Origin of the sequence: Tenacibaculum pacificus (assembly GCF_027941775.1) — a bacterium.
Taxonomy (GTDB): Bacteria; Bacteroidota; Bacteroidia; order Flavobacteriales; family Flavobacteriaceae; genus Polaribacter; species Polaribacter pacificus_A.
On record NZ_CP115917.1, the window covers coordinates 2,732,035 to 2,752,377 of the forward strand.

Here is a 20,343-nt window from a genome sequence, read left to right on the forward strand (position 1 = left end):
AAAATTAATAAAACAATAAAAAAGGTTGAGAAAATTCCCCAACCTTTTTCTAAAACTATTAAAACATTTTTTAGTTTTTAGTAAAACTATCATTATTTAAATTAACATCAGCCATTAATTTCGAAGGATTAATTTGAACTGATTTTACAATTTTTGAAGTTGTAAAACAATAAGTTGGATGTGCAAATGTCCAATCTTCAATAATGGTTGCTTTTGTTGGTTTTTCGCCACGCATCATTCGTAAAGGAATATTAAAAGATTCTTTAGATCCATCAGTATAAACTACCTCAACATCAATAGGCATTGGCATTTTTCCGATTCTTTCTAAAGTAATTTCTTTGCCGTTTACCGATTTTACACCGTAATCTATAGTGTGTGTGGTTTGTGTCCATTCATTTAAAAACCAATCTAATTGAATTCCTGAAACTTTTTCAGCAGTTCTTTTGATATCATTTGGCGTTGGATGCTTAAAAGAGAAATCATTAAAGTATTTTTTTAATGTTTTTGCAGTATTTTCTTCACCAATAATATATTCTAAATGTGTTAAAAAAATATTTCCTTTCGAGTAACTTCCCATTCCGTACGCCATATTTGTATGATAACGGTCAGCATGTGTTGAAAGAGATTCTTCTAAATTATTTTCTACTACATAATTATAATATCTGTAAGAACCAGCATGCGGGTTTTCATCATTTTTACCAGAAATAACATTTTCTGCTTTGTTTGAAATGTACGTTGTAAATCCTTCATCCATCCAAGAATGTTTAGTTTCGTTACTTGCTAATAAAAACTGAAACCAAGTATGTGCTAATTCATGAGCTGTAACTCCAAATAAGCTTCCCCATTTACGTTTTGCTGTAATTAAAGTACTCATTGCATACTCCATTCCTCCGTCACCTCCTTGAATAACTGAATATTGTTTGTAAGGATATTGTCCGATATGCTTACTAAAATACGTCATTAATTCAGCAGTTTTAGGCTGTAATTTTTCCCAATTTTTTCTAAATTCACTAGGTAAATCTTTTTTGTATAAAAAGTGTAAATCGATACCATTATCCATAGTATAAACATCATGTTTATAATTCGGATCAGCAGCCCATGTAAAATCGTGTACATTTGGTGCAGTAAATTTCCAAGTCAATTTTTCTGTTGAAGGAATATTTAAAGCTTCTTTTTTATTCTCATATCCATGTCCTACTTCCTGCGGATTTTGAACATATCCAGTACCACCAACCGTATAATTTTTATCAATATGAAGCGTTACATTAAAATCTCCCCAAACACCGTGAAATTCACGTCCTAAATACGGAGGTGTATGCCATCCTTCAAAATCATATTCAGCCATTTTAGGATACCATTGTGCCATAGACAAAGCTACTCCTTCTTTATTATTTCTTCCAGAACGACGAATTTGTTTTGGTACTTGCGCATCAAAAAGCATATCAAAAGTTACGCTTTCACCTGGCTGAATTGCTTTATTTAAAGTAACTTCTAAAATAGTTCCAACAGTTTGATGTTTTACTATTGTTCCGTTTTGTTTTAAAGAGTTTACTTTGATGTAGCCTATTTCTGATGATGATAATTTACTAATTCTATCACCTACTCTTTTGTCAGGGTCTTTTATATTTCTAGAACGCACATCCATTTGAGAATTTGGTTGAAATGCATTGAAATATAAATGATAAAATACCTTTTCTAATTTATCAGGAGAATTATTGGTATATACTAATTTTTGAATTCCTTTATATTGATAAGTTTTTACATCCATATCAATATCCATGTTATAATTAACATGTTGTTGCCAATAATTTTGACTTACTGGTGTATTGTTTACATTTTGAATTCTTGATTTTTGAATCGAATTTTTTACATTATTATTATTTACTGTACTTGTAGAAGCACAAGATACAATCGATAATAATGAAAGCCCTAAAACTATTTTTTTCATATTATATTGATTTAATTCCTATAGATGTTAAGGTATTTTTAAGGTTAGTTAGTTCCTTTTCATTTTTCAATATTGAAAAACTTCTTTTTTTACCGTTTTTTAATTTTAAAGAAACACGCTCTCTACCAAAACTATTTTTAATTTCTATTCCTTGAATTTCAGAAAGTTTATATGTTTTTTTCCAAGATTTTTTAAATAGATAAAAAAACACCGCAATAAGTGAAGCTATTGCAAGTAACGTCATAAAAACAAAAAGTATTTCATTTTTAGAAAAACTTATGTAAAATAATTGAACACTCATATTAATTACATTTACTAACATTAAAAAAATAACTAACCGTTAATTTGTAGGTACATCATCTTTAATATTTAGCTGTTTTTTTTGGGCATCAAACGTTAACTCCATAGGTTATTTTTAAAACAAAAAAAGAGCATCAAAATAATGCTCTTTTTTTGAATTATATATTGTTTATTATTTTTTTCCGTTTACCATTCTGTCAGCCATTTTAACTGCATTGTAAGCATTTACAACACGACCAGAAACTGATAAATCTGCAAAAGGAACTAAATCTCCAGTAGGGTTTTCTCTAGTTTGAGAACCTGGTTTTGTAACCATTAAATCAATTTTAGTACCAGAATTCATTAAAATATGTTTTACCTGACTTGCCGATAATTCAGGGTAATAAGAACGTACTAATGCAGCAACACCTGCAGCTGCAGGCGCTGCCATTGAAGTCCCACTCATTTTGCTATACGTATTATCTGGCATTGTTGAATGTACTTTTACTCCTGGAGCAAAAACATCAACATTCTTTTTACCATAGTTAGAAAAACTTGCTGGTAAGTTTTCGTTATAATTTGCACTCATTGCCCCTAATGTTAATACATTATCAGAAATTTCGTTTATTAAATCTGGTGCATCATTAGGGAATGTTTTTTCAATATCAATATTTTCACCTGAATTTCCTGCTGCATTTACAATTAATACATCTTTTTTAGCGGCATACTTTAAAGCATCGTAAACCCATTCTTTATTTGGAGAAAAATCTTTACCAAAACTAGTATTTATAACTTTTGCACCATTATCAACAGCATAACGAATACCTAAAGCAACATCTTTATCATATTCATCTCCATCAGAAACAGAACGTACTGCCATCATTTTTACATTATCAGCAACACCATTCATTCCAATCTCATTGTTACGACTTGCTCCAATAATACCCGAAACATGTGTACCATGTGCTTCTTTTTTTGTAGAATGACCTGTATTATTATCTCCGTAAATTGTTTTATCCTTAATATCGTAAGGATTATCACCAACAACTTTACGGTAATCTGTTTTTAAATTATCTTCAGCAATTATTTTTTCTACTCTTTTTATTCCTTTTTCAAAGTATTCTTTTGTTTCAGATAAATCTTTAAAATAACCTAACATACCTGCAGCAAACTCTTTCGATTTATTTAGAGTTTCATCAGTTGTATTAATTGCTGCAATTTCTTCTTTAGTATAAGTAGTTTTTCCAAAATATTTAGTAAAAGCTTTTTCTGATTCAACAGACATTTTTACTAATCCTGTATAACGAGTTTTTGTTTTTTTAGCTCCTTCAATTTTATTTGCATGATATTTTTTTACCTCAGCTAAAGTTTCAGCATCAACCAAAGAAGGATTCATTAAAATACGTTCGTATTCTAAATGTTCTTTATACGATTTTCCTAAAAAGTTCCAACCGTTAATATCATCAATATATCCATTTTTATCATCATCAATTCCGTTTCCAGCAATTTCGTTGATATTTACCCAAGCTACATCACCTAAATCTTCATGTTTTAAATCTGTACCAGAATCAACAACACCAACAATAACAGTAACATTTTTCTTTCCTTTTAAAAAGTCGTATGCTTTATTTACACTCATTCCAGGAATAGTGTCTGTAGCTAAATCTAAATGTTGCCAATTATCTTTTTCGTAAGTTGTTAACTCCGCTTTTTTAGCTGAAATATTAACTACAGTATTACTTCCTGTAGGCACTGCTGTTTTGCTTACTGATGAACAACTTGCTAATATTGAAATTGCTACTGCCGAATAAAACATTGGTCTTAAAACTCTCATAATCTCTATCTTAATTAAATATATCTGTAAATTTATAACTCTCCTTTAAACGAACTCCTTTTTCGGTATGCTTAACTGTAATTAGCTCGTTATAAGCATCATGTTCTAAAAACAGATAAAAATCATTATCTGCTGCTTCGTTTAAAAATATTCTTTTTTCTTCTATGGTAAGTAAAGGTCTTGTATCATATCCCATTACATAAGGCAAAGGTATGTGTCCTACTGTTGGTAATAAATCGGCCATAAAAACAACTGTTTTTCCTTGATATTGAATTTTAGGAAGCATTTGTTTTTCGGTGTGTCCATCCATAAAAAGCACATCAAAACCTAGTTGATTTTGGCTATTTTTATTGATGAAGTTTAATTGTCCGTTTTCTTGTATTGGTTGTATATTTTCTTTTAAAAAAGAAGCTTTTTCACGAGCATTAGGTACTGTAGCCCATTGCCAATGCTCTTTATTACTCCAAACTTTTGCATTTTTAAAAGCAGGCATATATCCTGTTTTATCTTTATTCCATTTAATTACGCCTCCACAATGATCAAAATGTAAATGTGTTAAAAACACATCAGTAATATCATCTCTATGAAAACCATATTTTGCTAGTGAAGTATCTAATGAAAAATCGCCAAACATGTAATAATATCCAAAAAATTTATCGGACTGCTTATTTCCAACACCAGTATCAATTAAAGTAAGCCTATCGCCATCTTTAATAAGCATGCAGCGCATACTCATTGATATTAAGTTTTTATCGTCGGCTGGATTTGTTTTTTGCCAAATAGTTTTAGGAACTACGCCGAACATAGCACCACCATCTAACTTAAAATTACCGGTTTCTATTGAAAAAATTTGCATAACTACAAAGATGCAGAAATTTAACGAAACTTTTTGTTAATGAAAACAAAAAAAAGGACATACTAAATTAGCATATCCTTTATTTTATCTAAAAAAATGTTATTTATCGTTAAGTGATAGTAAAAAACCTATTGAAAAGTTAGCATCCCAATCAAAAACAAACCTTTTACAAGCTGTTTCATCTACAATTGCTTTAAGTATATTAAGTCCGCTTTCTACTTTTTTACCTTTCTTTTTTACAACATCTTTGTAAGAAACTATATCAGTTGCTAACATTGTGAATCTGTTCTTATTTTTTCTGATAGATTTAGCCATATTATAAGGTACACCTCCAATAATAAAACATAATGATTTTTTTCCTTTAGGAATATGAGAAGCTATTGTTTTTACATCTTTATAAACAACATCATTTGCTATATTTTTTTGAAAATATTTTGAACCATATGAATTTTCGGCAATAATATTTTCATCTTTATAATAAGAAATTTTTGTATTTCCAGAACCTATATCAACTACATAAGCAATACTTTTAAACCTATTTGGTAAAACAGATTTTAATGCATAAATACCTTCTTCTTTTGCTGTAACTTGATTAACAACATAACCAATAGTTTTAAGTTGTTTTATAATAATTTTAGAAACATCAGACATTTTTGCTCCTGAACTTACTACAAAATGAATATCATTAGCTTTAACTCCATATTCAATAAAAGTTTGAATATAATTTTTTAATTTTTTGGTAATTTCATTAACATTTGTCATTCCTTCTAAAATAAGGCTATTACCAAACTCTTTACTTTTTACCTCGTAATTATTATCTTTATCAATATCAACTATAAAAGAATTAAAACCAGAAGCACCTAATTCAATAACACCTTTTAATACTCCATTAACAGGTCTATTTGGTGTATAATTAAACGAACTTTCTGTGTTTTTTACTGTTTGAAGTTCTGTGTTTTCTGATTTAGATATTTTTACATCTGAATCTTTTTTACTATCTCCACAAGCACCTAGTAAGAACACCACTATAAAAAGTGGTATTAACATTAAATTTTTCATAAGTTTTTTTTTGCTAAAATACTCCTTTAAAAGGACTTAAAAAACTTATAAAAATTTCTTAAACATAAAAAAACCTTATAAATCAAAAGACTTATAAGGTTTTCTGGAGGTGTCTAGCGGATTCGAACCGCTGTACACGGTTTTGCAAACCATTGCCTAGCCACTCGGCCAAGACACCTTTTTAATATTTAAGACTGCAAATTTACACTTTTTATTTAAAACTTTCCTTTTTTTACAGGATTTTTTATGAAAATGTTATTAACATTCTGTCAACATCGTTTGTTAATTAGTACGTACATCTTTTAAAACAATAACAACTTCGGCTACATTTCCTCCAATTGGTGGATTAATTTTAGCAACGCTAACCTCAGCTTCATCAACAAGTTGTATCTCTTTAAAAACTCTATTTAAAATACGTTGTGCAACGTGTTCTAATAATTCCGAACGAATTGCCATTTCTTCTTTTACAATATGATTTAAATGTACATAATCAACAGTATCAACTAGTGCATCTGTTTTTGCTGATTTTTGCAAATTTGCTTTCACTTCGATATCAACTCTATATTCTGAGCCAATTTTTGCTTCTTCCTCTAAACATCCGTGATTTGTAAATAATCGAATGTCGTTTACACGTATAATTCCCAAAATATATTTTATTGAATTTATAACTGCAAAAATACGTTTTTTACTTTACTTAAAATATTAGTGTTTTCAATAGTTAATAAAGGTATAATCATTTTATTTAAAAGGTATTTTTCACTCAAAAAAAACAGTAAATTTGTTTTAACCGAACAAGTATGTATTTATGATTATTTTTATTCTTTCTGTGAACGACAAAATATATTCTACTCAAAGAATATATAATGAGGCTAATAGTCGTGGACATAATGTCCGTGTTATTAATCATCTAAAATGTAGTATAAAACTTACAAATGGTAAATCGGAAATAATATATAATGGCGAAAATATTATTGATATTCCTGATGTAATTATTCCTAGAATTGGAGCTTCGGCTACACGTCACGGAGCTGCAGTTGTTAAACAATTTGAATTAAATGGTACCTATACAACAGTAAGTTGTTTAGGTATTTTACAAGCTCAAAATAAGGTTCGTACTTTACAAATTATGAATCAAAATAATATTCCGATTCCTGATACTATATTTTCTGTAAATCCTGATAATATTAATGAACAAATTAATTTATTAGGTGGCGCACCTATCATTATAAAATTACAAGAAGGTACACATGGCTCGGGAGTTATTTTAGCGGAAAGTAATAAATCAGCAAAATCAATTATTGATACCATGTATAGCTCCAACGCTAATATTTTATTACAAGAGTTTATAAAAGAAAGTAATAGCGAAGATATTCGTGCTTTTGTAATTGGTAATAATGTTGTTGCAGCAATGAAACGAAAAGGTTTAGAAGATGATTTTCGTTCAAATATTCATCAAGGTGGAAGCGGATTTAAAGTTAATTTATCCGAAGAAGAAAAAGAAATTGCCATAAAAGCAACACAATATTTAAACTTACCTATTGCTGGAGTTGATTTAATTCGCTCAAAAAGAGGCTCTTTATTAATTGAAGTAAATACAGCTCCTGGTTTACAAGGAATTGAAAACTACACAAAACATAATACAGCCAAAGCAATTATTAAATTTTTAGAAGATAATGTTTACACAAAACTTTAAAAATGAAGTTGTAGAAATTCGAGAACATAAAATTGGGCTTGGAAAATCTAAACTTATTAAAATTCCTGTAGATAGATTACCAACTGGTACAATAATCGAAATTCCTGTATATGTTTTTAATGGAACACAAAAAGGTCCTACCGTTTTATTGCAAGGCGGTTTACATGGTGATGAAGTTAATAGTATTGAATTAGTTCGTAGAATGCTAATTGATAAAAACTATAAAATTCATAAAGGTTGCGTTATTGTAGTGCCTTTATTAAATGTATTTGGATTTTTAAATTTATCAAGAGATATCCACGGTAAAGATGTAAACAGAAGTTTTCCAGGGAATAAAAAAGGTTCTTTAGCTGGTAGAATGGCGTATTATTTAATGAAAGAAATCACTAAAAATGTTGATTTTGCTATTGATTTTCATACTGGTGGAGCTCAAAGAAGTAATTTTCCACAAATAAGATATACTTCTGAAGATAAAAATGCTTTTCAATTAGCTAAAATATTTAATGCACCTTTATTATTTGCATCAAAATTAATTCCTAAATCATTTAGAAATCAATGTTATAAAAATAATATTCCTGTAATTGTGTATGAAGGAGGCGAATCTTTACGTTTAGATGAAAATGCAATTCAACAAGGAATAAACGGAACACTTCGAGTTTTAAAACATTTTGAAATGATTGATAAAAACATTGAAATTCCTAAAAACACTAGCGTTATAATCAGTAAAAAACGAATGTGGATTCGTGCTAAAGTTGCAGGTTTATTTAATCCGACAGTTAAAAATGGAGCATTTGTTTTAAAAGGTCAAGTTTTAGGACATATTATGGATACCTACGGAGAAACAAATTTTGCTGTAAAAGCTCCTGCCGATGGATACATTATTTCCAAAAATAATTTCCCGATTGTAAATATGGGCGATGCTTTATTTCACTTCGGAAATGCCTAATAATTCATCAAAAACAACAAAAAATAGCACTAAATTTATTAAAAATACACCTATAAATAAATAGCAGTATCTTTGCAGCTTCATAGAGATGCTTATTTTAGAGTATTTCTAAAAAAACATATATGACATTTAAATCTTTAGGATTATCCGATGCTTTATTAAAAGCCATCGAAGAAAAAGGATACGATACTCCATCACCAATTCAAGCAAAAGCAATACCACCTATTTTAGAAGGGAAAGATGTATTAGCTTCAGCACAAACAGGAACAGGAAAAACTGCAGGTTTTACACTACCTGTTTTACAACGTTTAGCAGACTCTAAACATCCTAAATACAGACCCGTAAGAGCATTAGTACTTACACCAACAAGAGAACTTGCTGCTCAGGTTCATGACAATGTAAGAGAATACAGTAAGTATTTAGATATCAGATCAGCAGTAGTTTTTGGAGGAGTAAAAGCTGCTAGCCAAATAAGAACATTAAGACAAGGAGTAGATATTTTAGTTGCCACTCCTGGTAGATTATTAGATTTACACGATCAAAAAGCAGTTTCATTTAATAGAATCGATGTTCTTATTTTAGATGAAGCTGATAGAATGTTAGACATGGGTTTTGTTAGAGATATTAACAAAATCATTAGTTTTATGCCTGCAAAACGTCAAAACTTGATGTTTTCAGCAACATTTTCAACAGAAATTAAAAGATTAGCTTCAGGGATTTTAAGAAATCCTGTTTCAGTAGAAGCTGAACCTGAAAATTCAACTGCCGAAAAAGTAGCTCAAAAAGTATATGCGGTAGATAAAGGTAAAAAAACAGAAGTAGTTATCAACTTAATTAAAGATGGTAACTGGAGTCAGGTTTTAATCTTTACAAGAACTAAACATGGTGCTAATAAATTAACTGAAAAGTTAATAAAATCAGGAATTTCTGCTGCGGCAATTCATGGAAATAAAAGTCAAGGTGCTCGTACAAAAGCATTGGCAAATTTCAAAAATAATACCAACCGAGTATTAGTAGCTACTGATATTGCGGCTCGTGGAATTGATATTCCTTTATTGCCACACGTTATAAACTTCGAATTACCAAATGTACCAGAAGATTACGTACACAGAATTGGTAGAACAGGTAGAGCGGGTGCAAAAGGTGAAGCGCTTTCATTAGTTTGTAGTGAAGAAACTGAGTATCAAAAGGAAATTGAAAAAATATTAAAGCAAAAATTAAAAACCGAAATTATCGCAGGATACGAACCTAGAGATACTGCTGGTCCTAAAAGAGCTTCAACACAAAAGAAAGGTTCTACTCCTAAGAAAAAAGGCGTAGGTGCAAGTCATAGAGGTGGTAGTACTGCTGCAAAACCAAAAAGACAGCGTCCTAGTAATAACTCAAGAAGCAATTCTGGGAGTTCTTCTAGAGGTCGTTCTTCAAGTAGTAACGAAAGTTCTTCAAAAAGAAATACAAGAAGATAATTTTTTAAACTTCTTATAAAATACCAAAACCTCCAAAGTTTGATTTTTCAAATTTTGGAGGTTTTTTATTTTAACATCTTTTTTTACTGTGATTCAAACACTTTTCATTAAAATTATTAGAAGCAATTTCCTGCTTTCCGCACTCGCTTTTTTTATTTTTTCAAAAGAAAAATAAAAAAGAGCTCAAACAATTGCTTCAATCAGGGCTAGGCTTTTTTACTGATTTTTAAATTTTTACACAAAAAAATTCATCTAAAATAACAAAACAACAAAAAACACCTCATAAAAACACAAAATAATATTATATAATAAACTAGCAAAGCTATCTTTTAGCTACTTTTGAAGAAGAATTTTAATTATTAGCATTATGAAATACGCCCCAATAAACAGTAATTTATTTATCAAAAATCGTAAAAACTTTATGGCACGAATGAAGCCAAATAGTTTAGCTATTTTTAATTCAAATGACATATATCCTGTAAGTGCTGACAGTGCACTTCCTTTTGAACAACATCGTGATATCTTTTTTTTAAGCGGTGTAGATCAAGAAGAAAGTATTTTAATTTTATTTCCTAATTGCCCAAAAGAACATTTACGTGAAGTATTATTTGTCCGTGAAACAAACGAACATATTGCCGTTTGGGAAGGTGCTAAATTAACCAAAGAAAAAGCTACAGAAACTAGTGGAGTAAAAACAGTATTCTGGTTACAAGATTTAGAAAAAGTACTTGCCGAAATGATGGCTCTTGCCGAAAATGTGTATATAAACACCAATGAACATTATCGTGCTTCCATAGAAACAGAAACTCGTGAAGCTCGTTTTACAAAATGGTTATTAGCAAAATATCCAGCACATTCTGTGGCGAAAAGTAATCCTATTTTACAGCATTTACGTTCTTTAAAAGACCAGATTGAATTAGATTTAATTCAAAAAGCTTGTGATATTACCGAAAAAGGATTCAGACGTATCTTAAATTTTGTAAAGCCTGATGTTTGGGAATATGAAATTGAAGCAGAATTTATTCATGAATTTATTAGAAATCGTTCTAAAAAATTCGCTTATACGCCAATTATTGCTTCAGGAAATAATGCCAACGTATTACATTATATTGAAAATAATCAACAATGTAAAGCTGGCGATTTAATTTTAATGGATGTTGGTGCGCAATATGCAAATTATGCTTCGGATATGACTCGTGTAGTACCTGTTTCTGGTCGTTTTTCTGAGCGTCAAAAAGCAGTGTATAATGCAGTAAATTATGTAAAAGATGAAGCGACAAAATTATTAGTTCCTGGAACTATTTGGGCTGATTATCATACAGAAGTTGGTAAAATAATGACTTCAGAATTGTTGAAATTAAAATTAATTGACAAAACTGATGTTCAAAATGAAGACCCTAACTGGCCTGCTTATAAAAAATATTTTATGCACGGAACTTCGCATCATATGGGCTTAGATACGCATGATTACGGATTATTACATCAACCAATGGAAGTGAATATGGTTTTTACTGTTGAGCCTGGTATTTATCTTCCAAAAGAAGGTTTTGGTATTCGTTTAGAAGATGATGTGGTTATTCAACAAAAGGGAGAACCTTTTAATTTAATGCGCAATATTCCTATTAATGCTGATGAAATTGAAGACATTATGAATTCGTAATATTTTTTTGTGGATAAAGTTCTGAAATATCATTATATAAAAACCTTAGCAAACCGCTAAGGTTTTTTTGTTACTTTTAAATGCTATAAATTAGTTAAACTCAAACTTTTTAAAAAATGATGAAAAAGATATTTACAATACTATTTATATTTCTTTTTATAAATTTTGGATTTTCTCAAAATGGAAAAATACTATCAAAAAAAATAATTGACATTTCAAAAACACCTATTTGGAATAGCGTTTCTCAAAACAATGAATTACGTTCTAATTTTAAATATTTAAACAAATTAAATTTTTATCTTATTACCTATAAAAGTGATAATCTAAAAGTTAGTGGAGTCGTTATTGAACCAAAAAAAGAAGGTAAATATCCAGTCGTTATTTTTAATGGAGGATATAATAGAGTTCCGATGAAATCAACTATTAGAAAAACAATAATGTCAGTTTCAAAGTTAGCATCAGCAGGTTATGTTGTTATAGGAAGTAGTTATCGAGAAAAAGATGAATTTGGCGGTGCTAAAATTAATGACCTTCTGAACTTAATAACGACTGTAAAAAATATTGAAAAAGCCGATTCGAATTGTATTGGAATGTTTGGATGGTCAAGAGGTGGAATGACAACATATTTAGCACTTCAAAAATCAAAAAAAATAAAAACTGCTATTATAGGAAATACTGCCGTTGACTTATTTGAAACAATAAAATTTAGACCAGAAATGGAAACTGAAGTATTTACTGAATGTATTCCTAATTACTGGAAAAATAAAGAAACTGAATTAAAGAAACGTTCGGCTATTTATTGGGCTGATGAATTAGATAAAAACAGTAGTGTTTTAATAATCTGTGGAACAAATGATAAAAAAGTAAATCCTCAACAATCTGAAAGAATCGCTGAAAAATTAAAGAAAATAAATTATAATTTTGAATTCAAAAAATTTGAAACGAATCATTTTTTTCATCAAAAAACAACTGAATTAAATGAATTGGTTATAAAATGGTTTGATAAAAACTTGAAATAGAATAATTAATACGAAAACAAAAAATCCGCCAAAAAGCGGATTTTTCTATCTTATATTTTAAAACTTACTTAACCGTTAAAGTATATTGAGGTGTAGGATTTAAAGGACAAAAATACACATACTCTCCTTTTTTTAAAGTTACTTTTTTAGAAGTAGATTTAGAATTATTTTTAACCAAAGAAGTTACATATGCGTTTTTAATATGATGCTCTGCTTCTACTTTTCCTTTTGGTGCTAATACAAAACCTACATCTTTTCCGACATTAGAGTTTGAAATTTCAAAAATATAAGTTCCTTCAGAAAGTGTTATTGCTTTTTGAGTAAATGCTTCTTTGGTTTGTTCTAAAGAAACCGTTTTAACATCTTGTGCGTTTATATTAAATGTAAATCCTAATACTATTACGATTACTGCTATTAATTTTTTCAATGATTTTAAGTTTTAAACTTTATTTATTATGCTTTTGCACTAAATTTCCCTGTGATAGTTTTAATGTTTAATGTTGTAATTCTTGTTCTCATTTTTTATATTCTTTATTCGTTTGTTCACATTTACATAATTCTCTATCAGACAATTGCTCATTGTACTCTTGATATCCCCAACAATTAGGGCATTGATACTCTTCTAGTGTTTTCATCTTTTTACTTTTTATTTCAACCAAAAAAATTGTTGATGATTAATACTGGTACAAAGATTCGACGAGAATAGACTTTTAAAAATGGACAAAGGTTCCTTAAACTTGGACTAAATAATATTTTAAAAATATTTTGTTAACCTTAGCTTGCATTTTCAGTCGAAAAAACAATATATATTTGTAGTGTTATTATAGGTTACATATCCCCCGTGTGTGAGTCCCCCCAGAAATAATAGCCAAACTCGTAGCCTTGTGTATTACGAGTTTTTTTTGTGTCTTTTTTTTAATAATGAATAACATAAATATCCTAATTTGTTAACATATACTCACATTTTAAGGCTAAGAAACAATATATATTTGCAGCGTTGTTGTTATTTAGAACATGCGAATAGTATGTTTGCTCTCTAACTCGTAAACTTGTGTGTTACGAGTTTTTTTATGCCTTTTTTTTAATAATAATGAATAACATAAATACCCTAATTTGTTAACATATACTCACATTTTAAGACTAATAAACAATCTATATTTACAGTATCTTATATTCTTAATAATACATCCCCAAAAGATTGAATACCTAACTCGTAAACTATGTATTACGAGTTTTTTTATGCCTTTTTTTTAATAAATTTTAAATTTTACTCATACCTATTTCATATAAAATAAATAATAGCTCTAAAATTATTAAAGATTAAAAAAAGAGCTCTAATAATTGAATTATCTAACATTTAAAGTAATACATTATTAATTACATCAATATTACAATTAGCAAAAAGCTTGATTTTAAGCAATCTACAAACTCTTTTATCTTTTAAAAAAAATGACAATTAAGAATAATAAAACATCATTATAACACATCGCTATTTTTTAAAATTAAAGAACCTTTTTAAGGTTTTAATGATTAACAGAAACAATATGATTTGTTAACATATACTCACATTTTAATCTTAAAAAAACAAATACATTTGTAGTGTTGTTATTCTGTAGTAGCCCCCAGATACTAATTCCCCCGGAAATGATAATACCCAACTCGTATACTTGTGTCTTACGAGTTTTTTTATGCCTTTTTTTAAATTATGATGATTCTTTTTGTGCTTTTTGAAACTGTTTTGGAGATTGTCCTGTAGCTTTAGTAAAAAATCGAGAAAAATATGCAGGATCATTAAATCCTAAATCAAAAGCAATATATTTTATAGCATCAGTAGAATATAATAATTGACGCTTCGCCTCTATTACAATTCTATTTTTAATAAAATCGCTAGGTGTTTTTGAATTTATTTTTTGAAAATGCTTCGTTAATGATTTTGGCGAAATACCCAAACGATTCGCATAATCAGAAACACTATGTAGTTTTTTAAAATTTTGAGAAACTAACAAACTAAAATCTTTAAATAACTTTGTTTCTTCGTCTTCTTTAATTAAATTATATTCTTTTTTTATACGAACAGAATGAATAATAAATTGTTTTAAATACGCTTGTAACATATCATATTTTGCAGTTTCAGTATTTTCAAATTCATCAACTAAACTATCAATAATAAAATCTAATTTTTGACTATCTTTTTCACTTGGTTTTACAAAAGGAGTTTCGTACACATTATTAAACAATACGCCGTTACAGGAAATTTCAGAATCATGAGCTTGAACACAATAAAAATCTTGATCAAAACTTAATTGATACGCTTCTTTTATTTTTTCTGATGTTACTGAAAACATTTGTCCTGGAAATAAAAAAAATAATACACCATCATTAAAAGAATAGCGTTCAAAATCAATATGATATATTCCAGATCCTTCTTTTATCCAAAAAATTTTGTAAGTATTAATTTGAGTTGGTTTATTAACTATACAAGCTTTTTCAAATTGTACAGTTTGTAGTGAAAATATCTCTTGATATTTATAAGTTTTTATATTTTGAATAGCCATTTTTATTTTTGGTCGAAAAAATATGAATAGCTAACAAAAATAAATTAATATTACTCCTTCTATTTATTTTGATAAAATCATTTATTAAAATAAATAGAAAGAGTTAACTAATTTACTAAACTGTATTTGATTTTTAATAATTTCGTTATATAAGCTATTATATTTAACGAGTTTAAATAATTATTTGACAACAAAAAATATGACACGTTTTATTAAAAAAAACAAAAAAGAAATTGGTCTTTCTCCAGATGATTTAATTTTTAGAGGAGAAAAAAACAGATCAAGTTTTACTTAGAATCATTGACTTTGACGACAAAAGTCTGACTGAAAAAACCTCAAAAACTGTTAAGGAAATTAGCCAGTTGCAACATAAAGATACCGTGTCTTGGATAAATTTAGATGGTCTTCATAATACATCTATAATGCAAGAAATAACAACAACTTTTAACCTTGATACTTTAGTTGTTCCTGAAGTTTTAAATACTGATGCCAGACCAAGAGTTATTGAGTATGATAATTGTACACTGATAACAATTAAAATGCTAATGCTTAACGAAAGTGATGGTACAACAGTTATTGAAAATTTAAGTTTAATTCTTACAAAAACAGTATTAATTTCTTTTCAAGAACAAAAAGGTGATGTATTTGAACCTGTAAGAGAAAGAATTAGAAAGCAAAAAAAGAGAATTAGAACTGGTGGAACTGACTATTTAACTTTTGCCTTGTTAGATATTGTAGTTGATAATTATTTATATGTAATTAGTGTACTTGGTGATAAAATTGAAACACTAGAAGAAAACCTATTACTAAACCCTAATGAAAATACAATTACAGAAATTAATAACTATAAACGAGAACTAAATTTTTTACGAAAAAATATAAAACCTGCTAAAGAAATGATTTTTTCATTAGCAAAAACCGACTCTGATTTTATTACCGAAAACACCTATATACATTTTAAAGAACTGGAAGATAACATTAGTCAAGCAAATGATGCTACTGATAGTTACCGAGAAATACTATCCGATCAGCTTAATATATATCACACAACTATTACAAGTAAGCTAAATGATATTATGAAATTTCTAACCGTTTTTTCTGTAATATTTATTCCTTTAACTTTTATCGCAGGTATTTATGGTACTAATTTCCAATATATACCAGAACTTTCTTATAAATACAGTTATTTTATAATGTGGTTTATAATGATAATTGTAGCAATAGGAATGTTACTATTTTTTAAAAAGAAAAAATGGTTTTAATACCTAAAAAATTGTAATTTTATTTTAATCAGTACTTTCAAATTAACAAGTTTTATGAATATAGATTTCCAAAAAATTTTTAGTGATTATTTCGAGAAAATAAGCACTCTTATTCCAAATATTATTACAGGAATAATCATTGTAATAATAGCTATTATTGCAGGTAAAGTTGTTTATAAAATAATCAATAAAACAACAGAAAAAAGATGGCAAGACAATATTATGTCTAATTTTTTAGCACAAGTTATAAAATGGTCTTTTTATTTATTCGGAATTATAATGGCATTAACTGTAATTGGTTTTACAGAAATTGCTAGTACTATTTTTGCAGGTGCAGGTGTCAGCGCCATCGTGTTTGGTTTTGCTTTTAAAGATATTGGAGAAAATTTTTTAGCAGGAATTATTTTAGCATTAAAACGCCCTTTTGAAATAGGTGATATTATTGAAATTAATAGTACTAAAGGAACTGTAAAAGACCTAGATTTACGATTAACACACTTAAGAAATTCAGAAGGTAAAGATATTTATATTCCAAATTCTACAATCTTAAAAAACACCTTAATTAACTATACAAAAGATGGTTACTTAAGAGTTAATTTTACTATTGGTATTGCACCAGAGTGCGATATTGAAACAACTCGAAAATTAATATTAGACTATCTTCTTACAAATGAAACTATTTTAAAAACTCCTGACCCACGTGTTTTAGTACAAGAATTAGGTGAATTTACTACGGATATTCAAATATTATTTTGGGTAGATGTTTTAACTAATAAAAAATTACCAGAAAATTATTTAGGACATAATACAAGAAGTAAAATAATTACAGATGTAAAAATGATTTTAGATAAAAATAACATTGAAATGCCATCACAAGTTATTGAACATAAAATGTATCAAAAACATAAAATTAGTATTGATAAATACTAAAAAAATAACAGTTTAAATTGCTAAAAAAAACTATTTTATTTAAACCCATTCTAAATATTAAATAAAAAAATTCGTAAAGTTTGTGCAAGTAGCTTGTAGCCCTTAAATTTGTTCTATATTCTTTAATAAACAAACAACATAATGGGATTATTAAAATCTTCTATTGGAAGAAAATTTGCCATGGCACTTTCTGCCTTTTTCTTGATGTTCTTCTTATTACAACATTTTGTAATAAACATCACCTCAATTTTTCCTGACAACGGAGCAACATTTAACGCGTTATCCCACTTTATGGGAACAAACCCGTTAATTCAATATGTTATGCAACCTGTCTTAATTTTTGGTGTAGTTTTTCACTTTGTAATGGGATTCGTCTTAGAATTAAAAAACAAGAAAGCAACTAATGTAAGTTATGCAAAAGATAACGGAGCAGCAAATTCTACTTGGATGAGTAGAAACATGATTTGGTCTGGTGCAGCTATTTTAGCATTCGTAGTATTACACTTTATTGATTTTTGGTTTCCAGAAATTAACCACAAGTATATTGCAATGTTACCAGAAGACCCAACTCGTTATTTCCACGAATTACAAGAGAAATTTGTAAACCCACTAAGAGTTGGTGCTTACGCAATAGCTTTTGTGTTTTTAGCATTACATTTATTACACGGATTTACTTCAGCATTCCAATCGGTTGGAGCAAATAACAAATACACTAAAGGATTGAAAACATTTTGTAAAGTATATGCAATTGGTATTCCTGTAGGATTTATCATTATTGCGTTATTTCATTATTTCAATCATTAATACGAAACTAGTATGGCTTTAGATTCAAAAATTCCAAAGGGTCCATTAAAAGATAAATGGACAGATTATAAAAATCATATCGATTTAGTAAATCCAGCAAACAAACGTAATATTGATGTTATTGTTGTAGGTACTGGATTAGCGGGTGGTTCTGCTTCAGCAACTTTAGCTGAATTAGGGTACAACGTAAAAGCATTTGCTTATCAAGATTCTCCTCGTAGAGCACACTCTATTGCAGCACAAGGAGGTATTAATGCAGCAAAAAATTATCAAGGTGATGGAGATTCTTTTTACAGATTATTTTATGATACTGTAAAGGGTGGAGATTACCGTTCTCGTGAAGCTAACGTATATCGTTTAGCTGAGGTTTCTGCAAATATTATTGACCAGTGTGTGGCACAAGGTGTTCCTTTTGCTCGTGATTATGGTGGTTTGTTAGATAACCGTTCGTTTGGTGGTGTATTAGTATCTCGTACTTTTTATGCTAAAGGACAAACAGGACAACAATTATTATTAGGTGCTTATTCTGCAATGAACCGTCAAATTGCTCGTGGTAAGATTGAAATGTTCAATCGTCATGAAATGTTAGACGTTGTTAAAGTTGATGGAAAAGCCCGTGGAATTATAGCTCGTAACTTAGTTACTGGTGAAATTGAGCGTCATTCAGCACATGCTGTTGTAATTGCTACTGGTGGATACGGAAATGTATATTTCTTATCAACAAATGCAATGGGTTCTAATGCTACTGCAGCTTGGAAAATTCATAAAAAAGGAGCATTTTTTGCAAATCCTTGTTATACACAAATTCACCCTACTTGTATTCCTCGTTCAGGTGATTATCAATCAAAGTTAACGTTAATGTCAGAATCATTACGTAACGATGGTCGTATTTGGGTACCAAAGAATTTAGATGATGTTAAGGCAATTAAAGAAGGTCGTAAAAAACCTACTGATTTATCTGAGAACGAAAGAGATTATTACTTAGAAAGAAGATATCCTGCCTTTGGTAACTTAGTGCCTCGTGATGTTGCATCTCGTGCAGCTAAAGAACGTTGTGATGCTGGTTATGGTGTAAATGCTACTGGTGAAGCTGTTTATTTAGATTTTGCTTCGGCAATTACTCGTTACGGTACAGAAAAAGCTAAAATTCAGAATATTTCTAATCCATCGGAAGCTAAGATTTACGAATTAGGACAAGCAATTGTTGAAGCTAAGTATGGAAACTTATTCCAGATGTACAATAAAATTGTAGATGAAGATCCTTATAAAACACCTATGATGATTTATCCTGCAGTTCACTACACAATGGGTGGTGTTTGGGTTGATTATAACTTAATGACAACTGTTGAAGGATTATATTGTTTAGGAGAAGCTAATTTCTCTGATCATGGAGCTAACCGTTTAGGTGCATCTGCTTTAATGCAAGGTTTATCTGATGGATATTTTGTATTACCATATACTATTGGTGATTATTTATCTAATGATATTAGAACAGGAAAAATTCCTACAGATACTAAAGAATTTGAACAAGCAGAGAAAGAAGTTACAGCACGTATTGATTTCTTTGTAAATAATAAAGGACAACATTCTGTAGATTATTACCACAAGAAATTAGGAAAAATTATGTGGGAAAAATGTGGAATGTCTCGTAACGAAAAAGGTTTAATTGAAGCTATGGCTGAAATTAAAGCATTACGTGAAGATTTCTGGAAAAATGTAACAGTTCCTGGTATTTCGAATGAAATGAATCCTGAATTAGAAAAAGCAGGTCGTGTAGCAGATTTCTTAGAATTAGGAGAATTGTTTGCCAAAGATGCTTTAGATAGAAATGAATCTTGTGGTGGTCACTTTAGAGAAGAATCTATTGAATTAGATGGATTACAAAAAGGTGAAGCTAAACGTAACGATAAAGATTTTGCTTACGTAGCTGCTTGGGAATACAAAGGTGAACCTGCTAATGCAGTTTTACACAAAGAAGAATTAGAGTTTAACGATATTGAATTAAAACAACGTTCATACAAATAAGAAGATA

17 protein-coding genes and 1 tRNA gene are annotated in these 20,343 nt (G+C 29.0%); 9 read left to right on the forward strand and 9 right to left on the reverse strand.

The annotated features are described in order from the left end of the window. Positions 1-70 precede the first annotated feature (70 nt). From PG913_RS12545 to folB, 7 genes are all read right to left on the reverse strand, one after another. Positions 71-1,948: a M1 family metallopeptidase gene (locus tag PG913_RS12545; protein WP_271231013.1), complete on the reverse strand. Its 1,878-nt coding sequence runs from the start codon at positions 1,946-1,948 to the stop codon at positions 71-73. 1 nt (position 1,949) lies between these two features. Beyond that, positions 1,950-2,249, reverse strand: coding sequence for a hypothetical protein (locus tag PG913_RS12550; protein ID WP_271231014.1), 300 nt, complete (start codon positions 2,247-2,249; stop codon positions 1,950-1,952). Positions 2,250-2,420: 171 nt separating this feature from the next. Next, positions 2,421-4,061 carry a S8 family serine peptidase gene (locus PG913_RS12555; RefSeq protein WP_271231015.1) on the reverse strand — a complete coding sequence of 547 codons (1,641 nt, stop codon included), beginning with the start codon at positions 4,059-4,061 and terminating at the stop codon, positions 2,421-2,423. A gap of 10 nt (positions 4,062-4,071) precedes the next feature. Then, complete coding sequence (locus PG913_RS12560) at positions 4,072-4,917, reverse strand: MBL fold metallo-hydrolase (protein ID WP_271231016.1); 846 nt, start codon at positions 4,915-4,917, stop codon at positions 4,072-4,074. Positions 4,918-5,016: 99 nt separating this feature from the next. Then, positions 5,017-5,976: a hypothetical protein gene (locus tag PG913_RS12565; protein WP_271231017.1), complete on the reverse strand. Its 960-nt coding sequence runs from the start codon at positions 5,974-5,976 to the stop codon at positions 5,017-5,019. A gap of 104 nt (positions 5,977-6,080) precedes the next feature. Next, a tRNA-Cys gene (locus tag PG913_RS12570) sits at positions 6,081-6,154 on the reverse strand. Positions 6,155-6,258: 104 nt separating this feature from the next. Then, the gene (folB, locus tag PG913_RS12575; protein WP_214983153.1) at positions 6,259-6,621 is read right to left on the reverse strand and encodes a dihydroneopterin aldolase; all 363 of its coding nucleotides are present in this window, start codon (positions 6,619-6,621) and stop codon (positions 6,259-6,261) included. Positions 6,622-6,781: 160 nt separating this feature from the next. Between folB and PG913_RS12580 the strand changes: the two genes are divergently transcribed. From PG913_RS12580 to PG913_RS12600, 5 genes are all read left to right on the forward strand, one after another. Then, positions 6,782-7,669 carry a RimK family alpha-L-glutamate ligase gene (locus tag PG913_RS12580; protein WP_271231018.1) on the forward strand — a complete coding sequence of 296 codons (888 nt, stop codon included), beginning with the start codon at positions 6,782-6,784 and terminating at the stop codon, positions 7,667-7,669. Further along, positions 7,650-8,615, forward strand: coding sequence for a succinylglutamate desuccinylase/aspartoacylase family protein (locus tag PG913_RS12585; protein WP_271231019.1), 966 nt, complete (start codon positions 7,650-7,652; stop codon positions 8,613-8,615). The genes PG913_RS12580 and PG913_RS12585 overlap by 20 nt, the downstream gene beginning before the upstream one ends. 122 nt (positions 8,616-8,737) lie before the next feature. Further along, positions 8,738-10,081 (forward strand): DEAD/DEAH box helicase, encoded by a 1,344-nt coding sequence (locus PG913_RS12590; protein WP_271231020.1) that lies wholly within the window; start codon positions 8,738-8,740, stop codon positions 10,079-10,081. Between the two features lie 367 nt (positions 10,082-10,448). Beyond that, positions 10,449-11,741, forward strand: coding sequence for an aminopeptidase P family protein (locus PG913_RS12595; protein ID WP_271231021.1), 1,293 nt, complete (start codon positions 10,449-10,451; stop codon positions 11,739-11,741). A gap of 116 nt (positions 11,742-11,857) precedes the next feature. Next, positions 11,858-12,760, forward strand: coding sequence for an alpha/beta hydrolase family protein (locus PG913_RS12600; protein ID WP_271231022.1), 903 nt, complete (start codon positions 11,858-11,860; stop codon positions 12,758-12,760). Positions 12,761-12,824: 64 nt separating this feature from the next. On the opposite strand, the gene PG913_RS12605 is transcribed toward PG913_RS12600, so the two are convergent. Both PG913_RS12605 and PG913_RS12610 read right to left on the reverse strand, forming a co-directional pair. After that, positions 12,825-13,187, reverse strand: coding sequence for a cupredoxin domain-containing protein (locus PG913_RS12605; RefSeq protein WP_271231023.1), 363 nt, complete (start codon positions 13,185-13,187; stop codon positions 12,825-12,827). Positions 13,188-14,463: 1,276 nt separating this feature from the next. Then, positions 14,464-15,315, reverse strand: a complete 852-nt coding sequence (locus PG913_RS12610; protein ID WP_271231024.1) for a helix-turn-helix domain-containing protein — start codon at positions 15,313-15,315, stop codon at positions 14,464-14,466. Positions 15,316-15,668: 353 nt separating this feature from the next. Between PG913_RS12610 and corA the strand changes: the two genes are divergently transcribed. From corA to PG913_RS12630, 4 genes are all read left to right on the forward strand, one after another. Further along, the gene (gene corA, locus PG913_RS12615) at positions 15,669-16,577 is read left to right on the forward strand and encodes a magnesium/cobalt transporter CorA (RefSeq protein WP_271232178.1); all 909 of its coding nucleotides are present in this window, start codon (positions 15,669-15,671) and stop codon (positions 16,575-16,577) included. Positions 16,578-16,631: 54 nt separating this feature from the next. Beyond that, positions 16,632-17,507, forward strand: coding sequence for a mechanosensitive ion channel family protein (locus PG913_RS12620; protein WP_271231025.1), 876 nt, complete (start codon positions 16,632-16,634; stop codon positions 17,505-17,507). A 138-nt stretch (positions 17,508-17,645) separates the two neighbouring features. Further along, positions 17,646-18,311 (forward strand): succinate dehydrogenase cytochrome b subunit, encoded by a 666-nt coding sequence (locus PG913_RS12625; RefSeq protein ID WP_271232179.1) that lies wholly within the window; start codon positions 17,646-17,648, stop codon positions 18,309-18,311. A 12-nt stretch (positions 18,312-18,323) separates the two neighbouring features. Beyond that, positions 18,324-20,336 carry a fumarate reductase/succinate dehydrogenase flavoprotein subunit gene (locus tag PG913_RS12630; RefSeq protein WP_271231026.1) on the forward strand — a complete coding sequence of 671 codons (2,013 nt, stop codon included), beginning with the start codon at positions 18,324-18,326 and terminating at the stop codon, positions 20,334-20,336. Positions 20,337-20,343 lie beyond the last annotated feature (7 nt).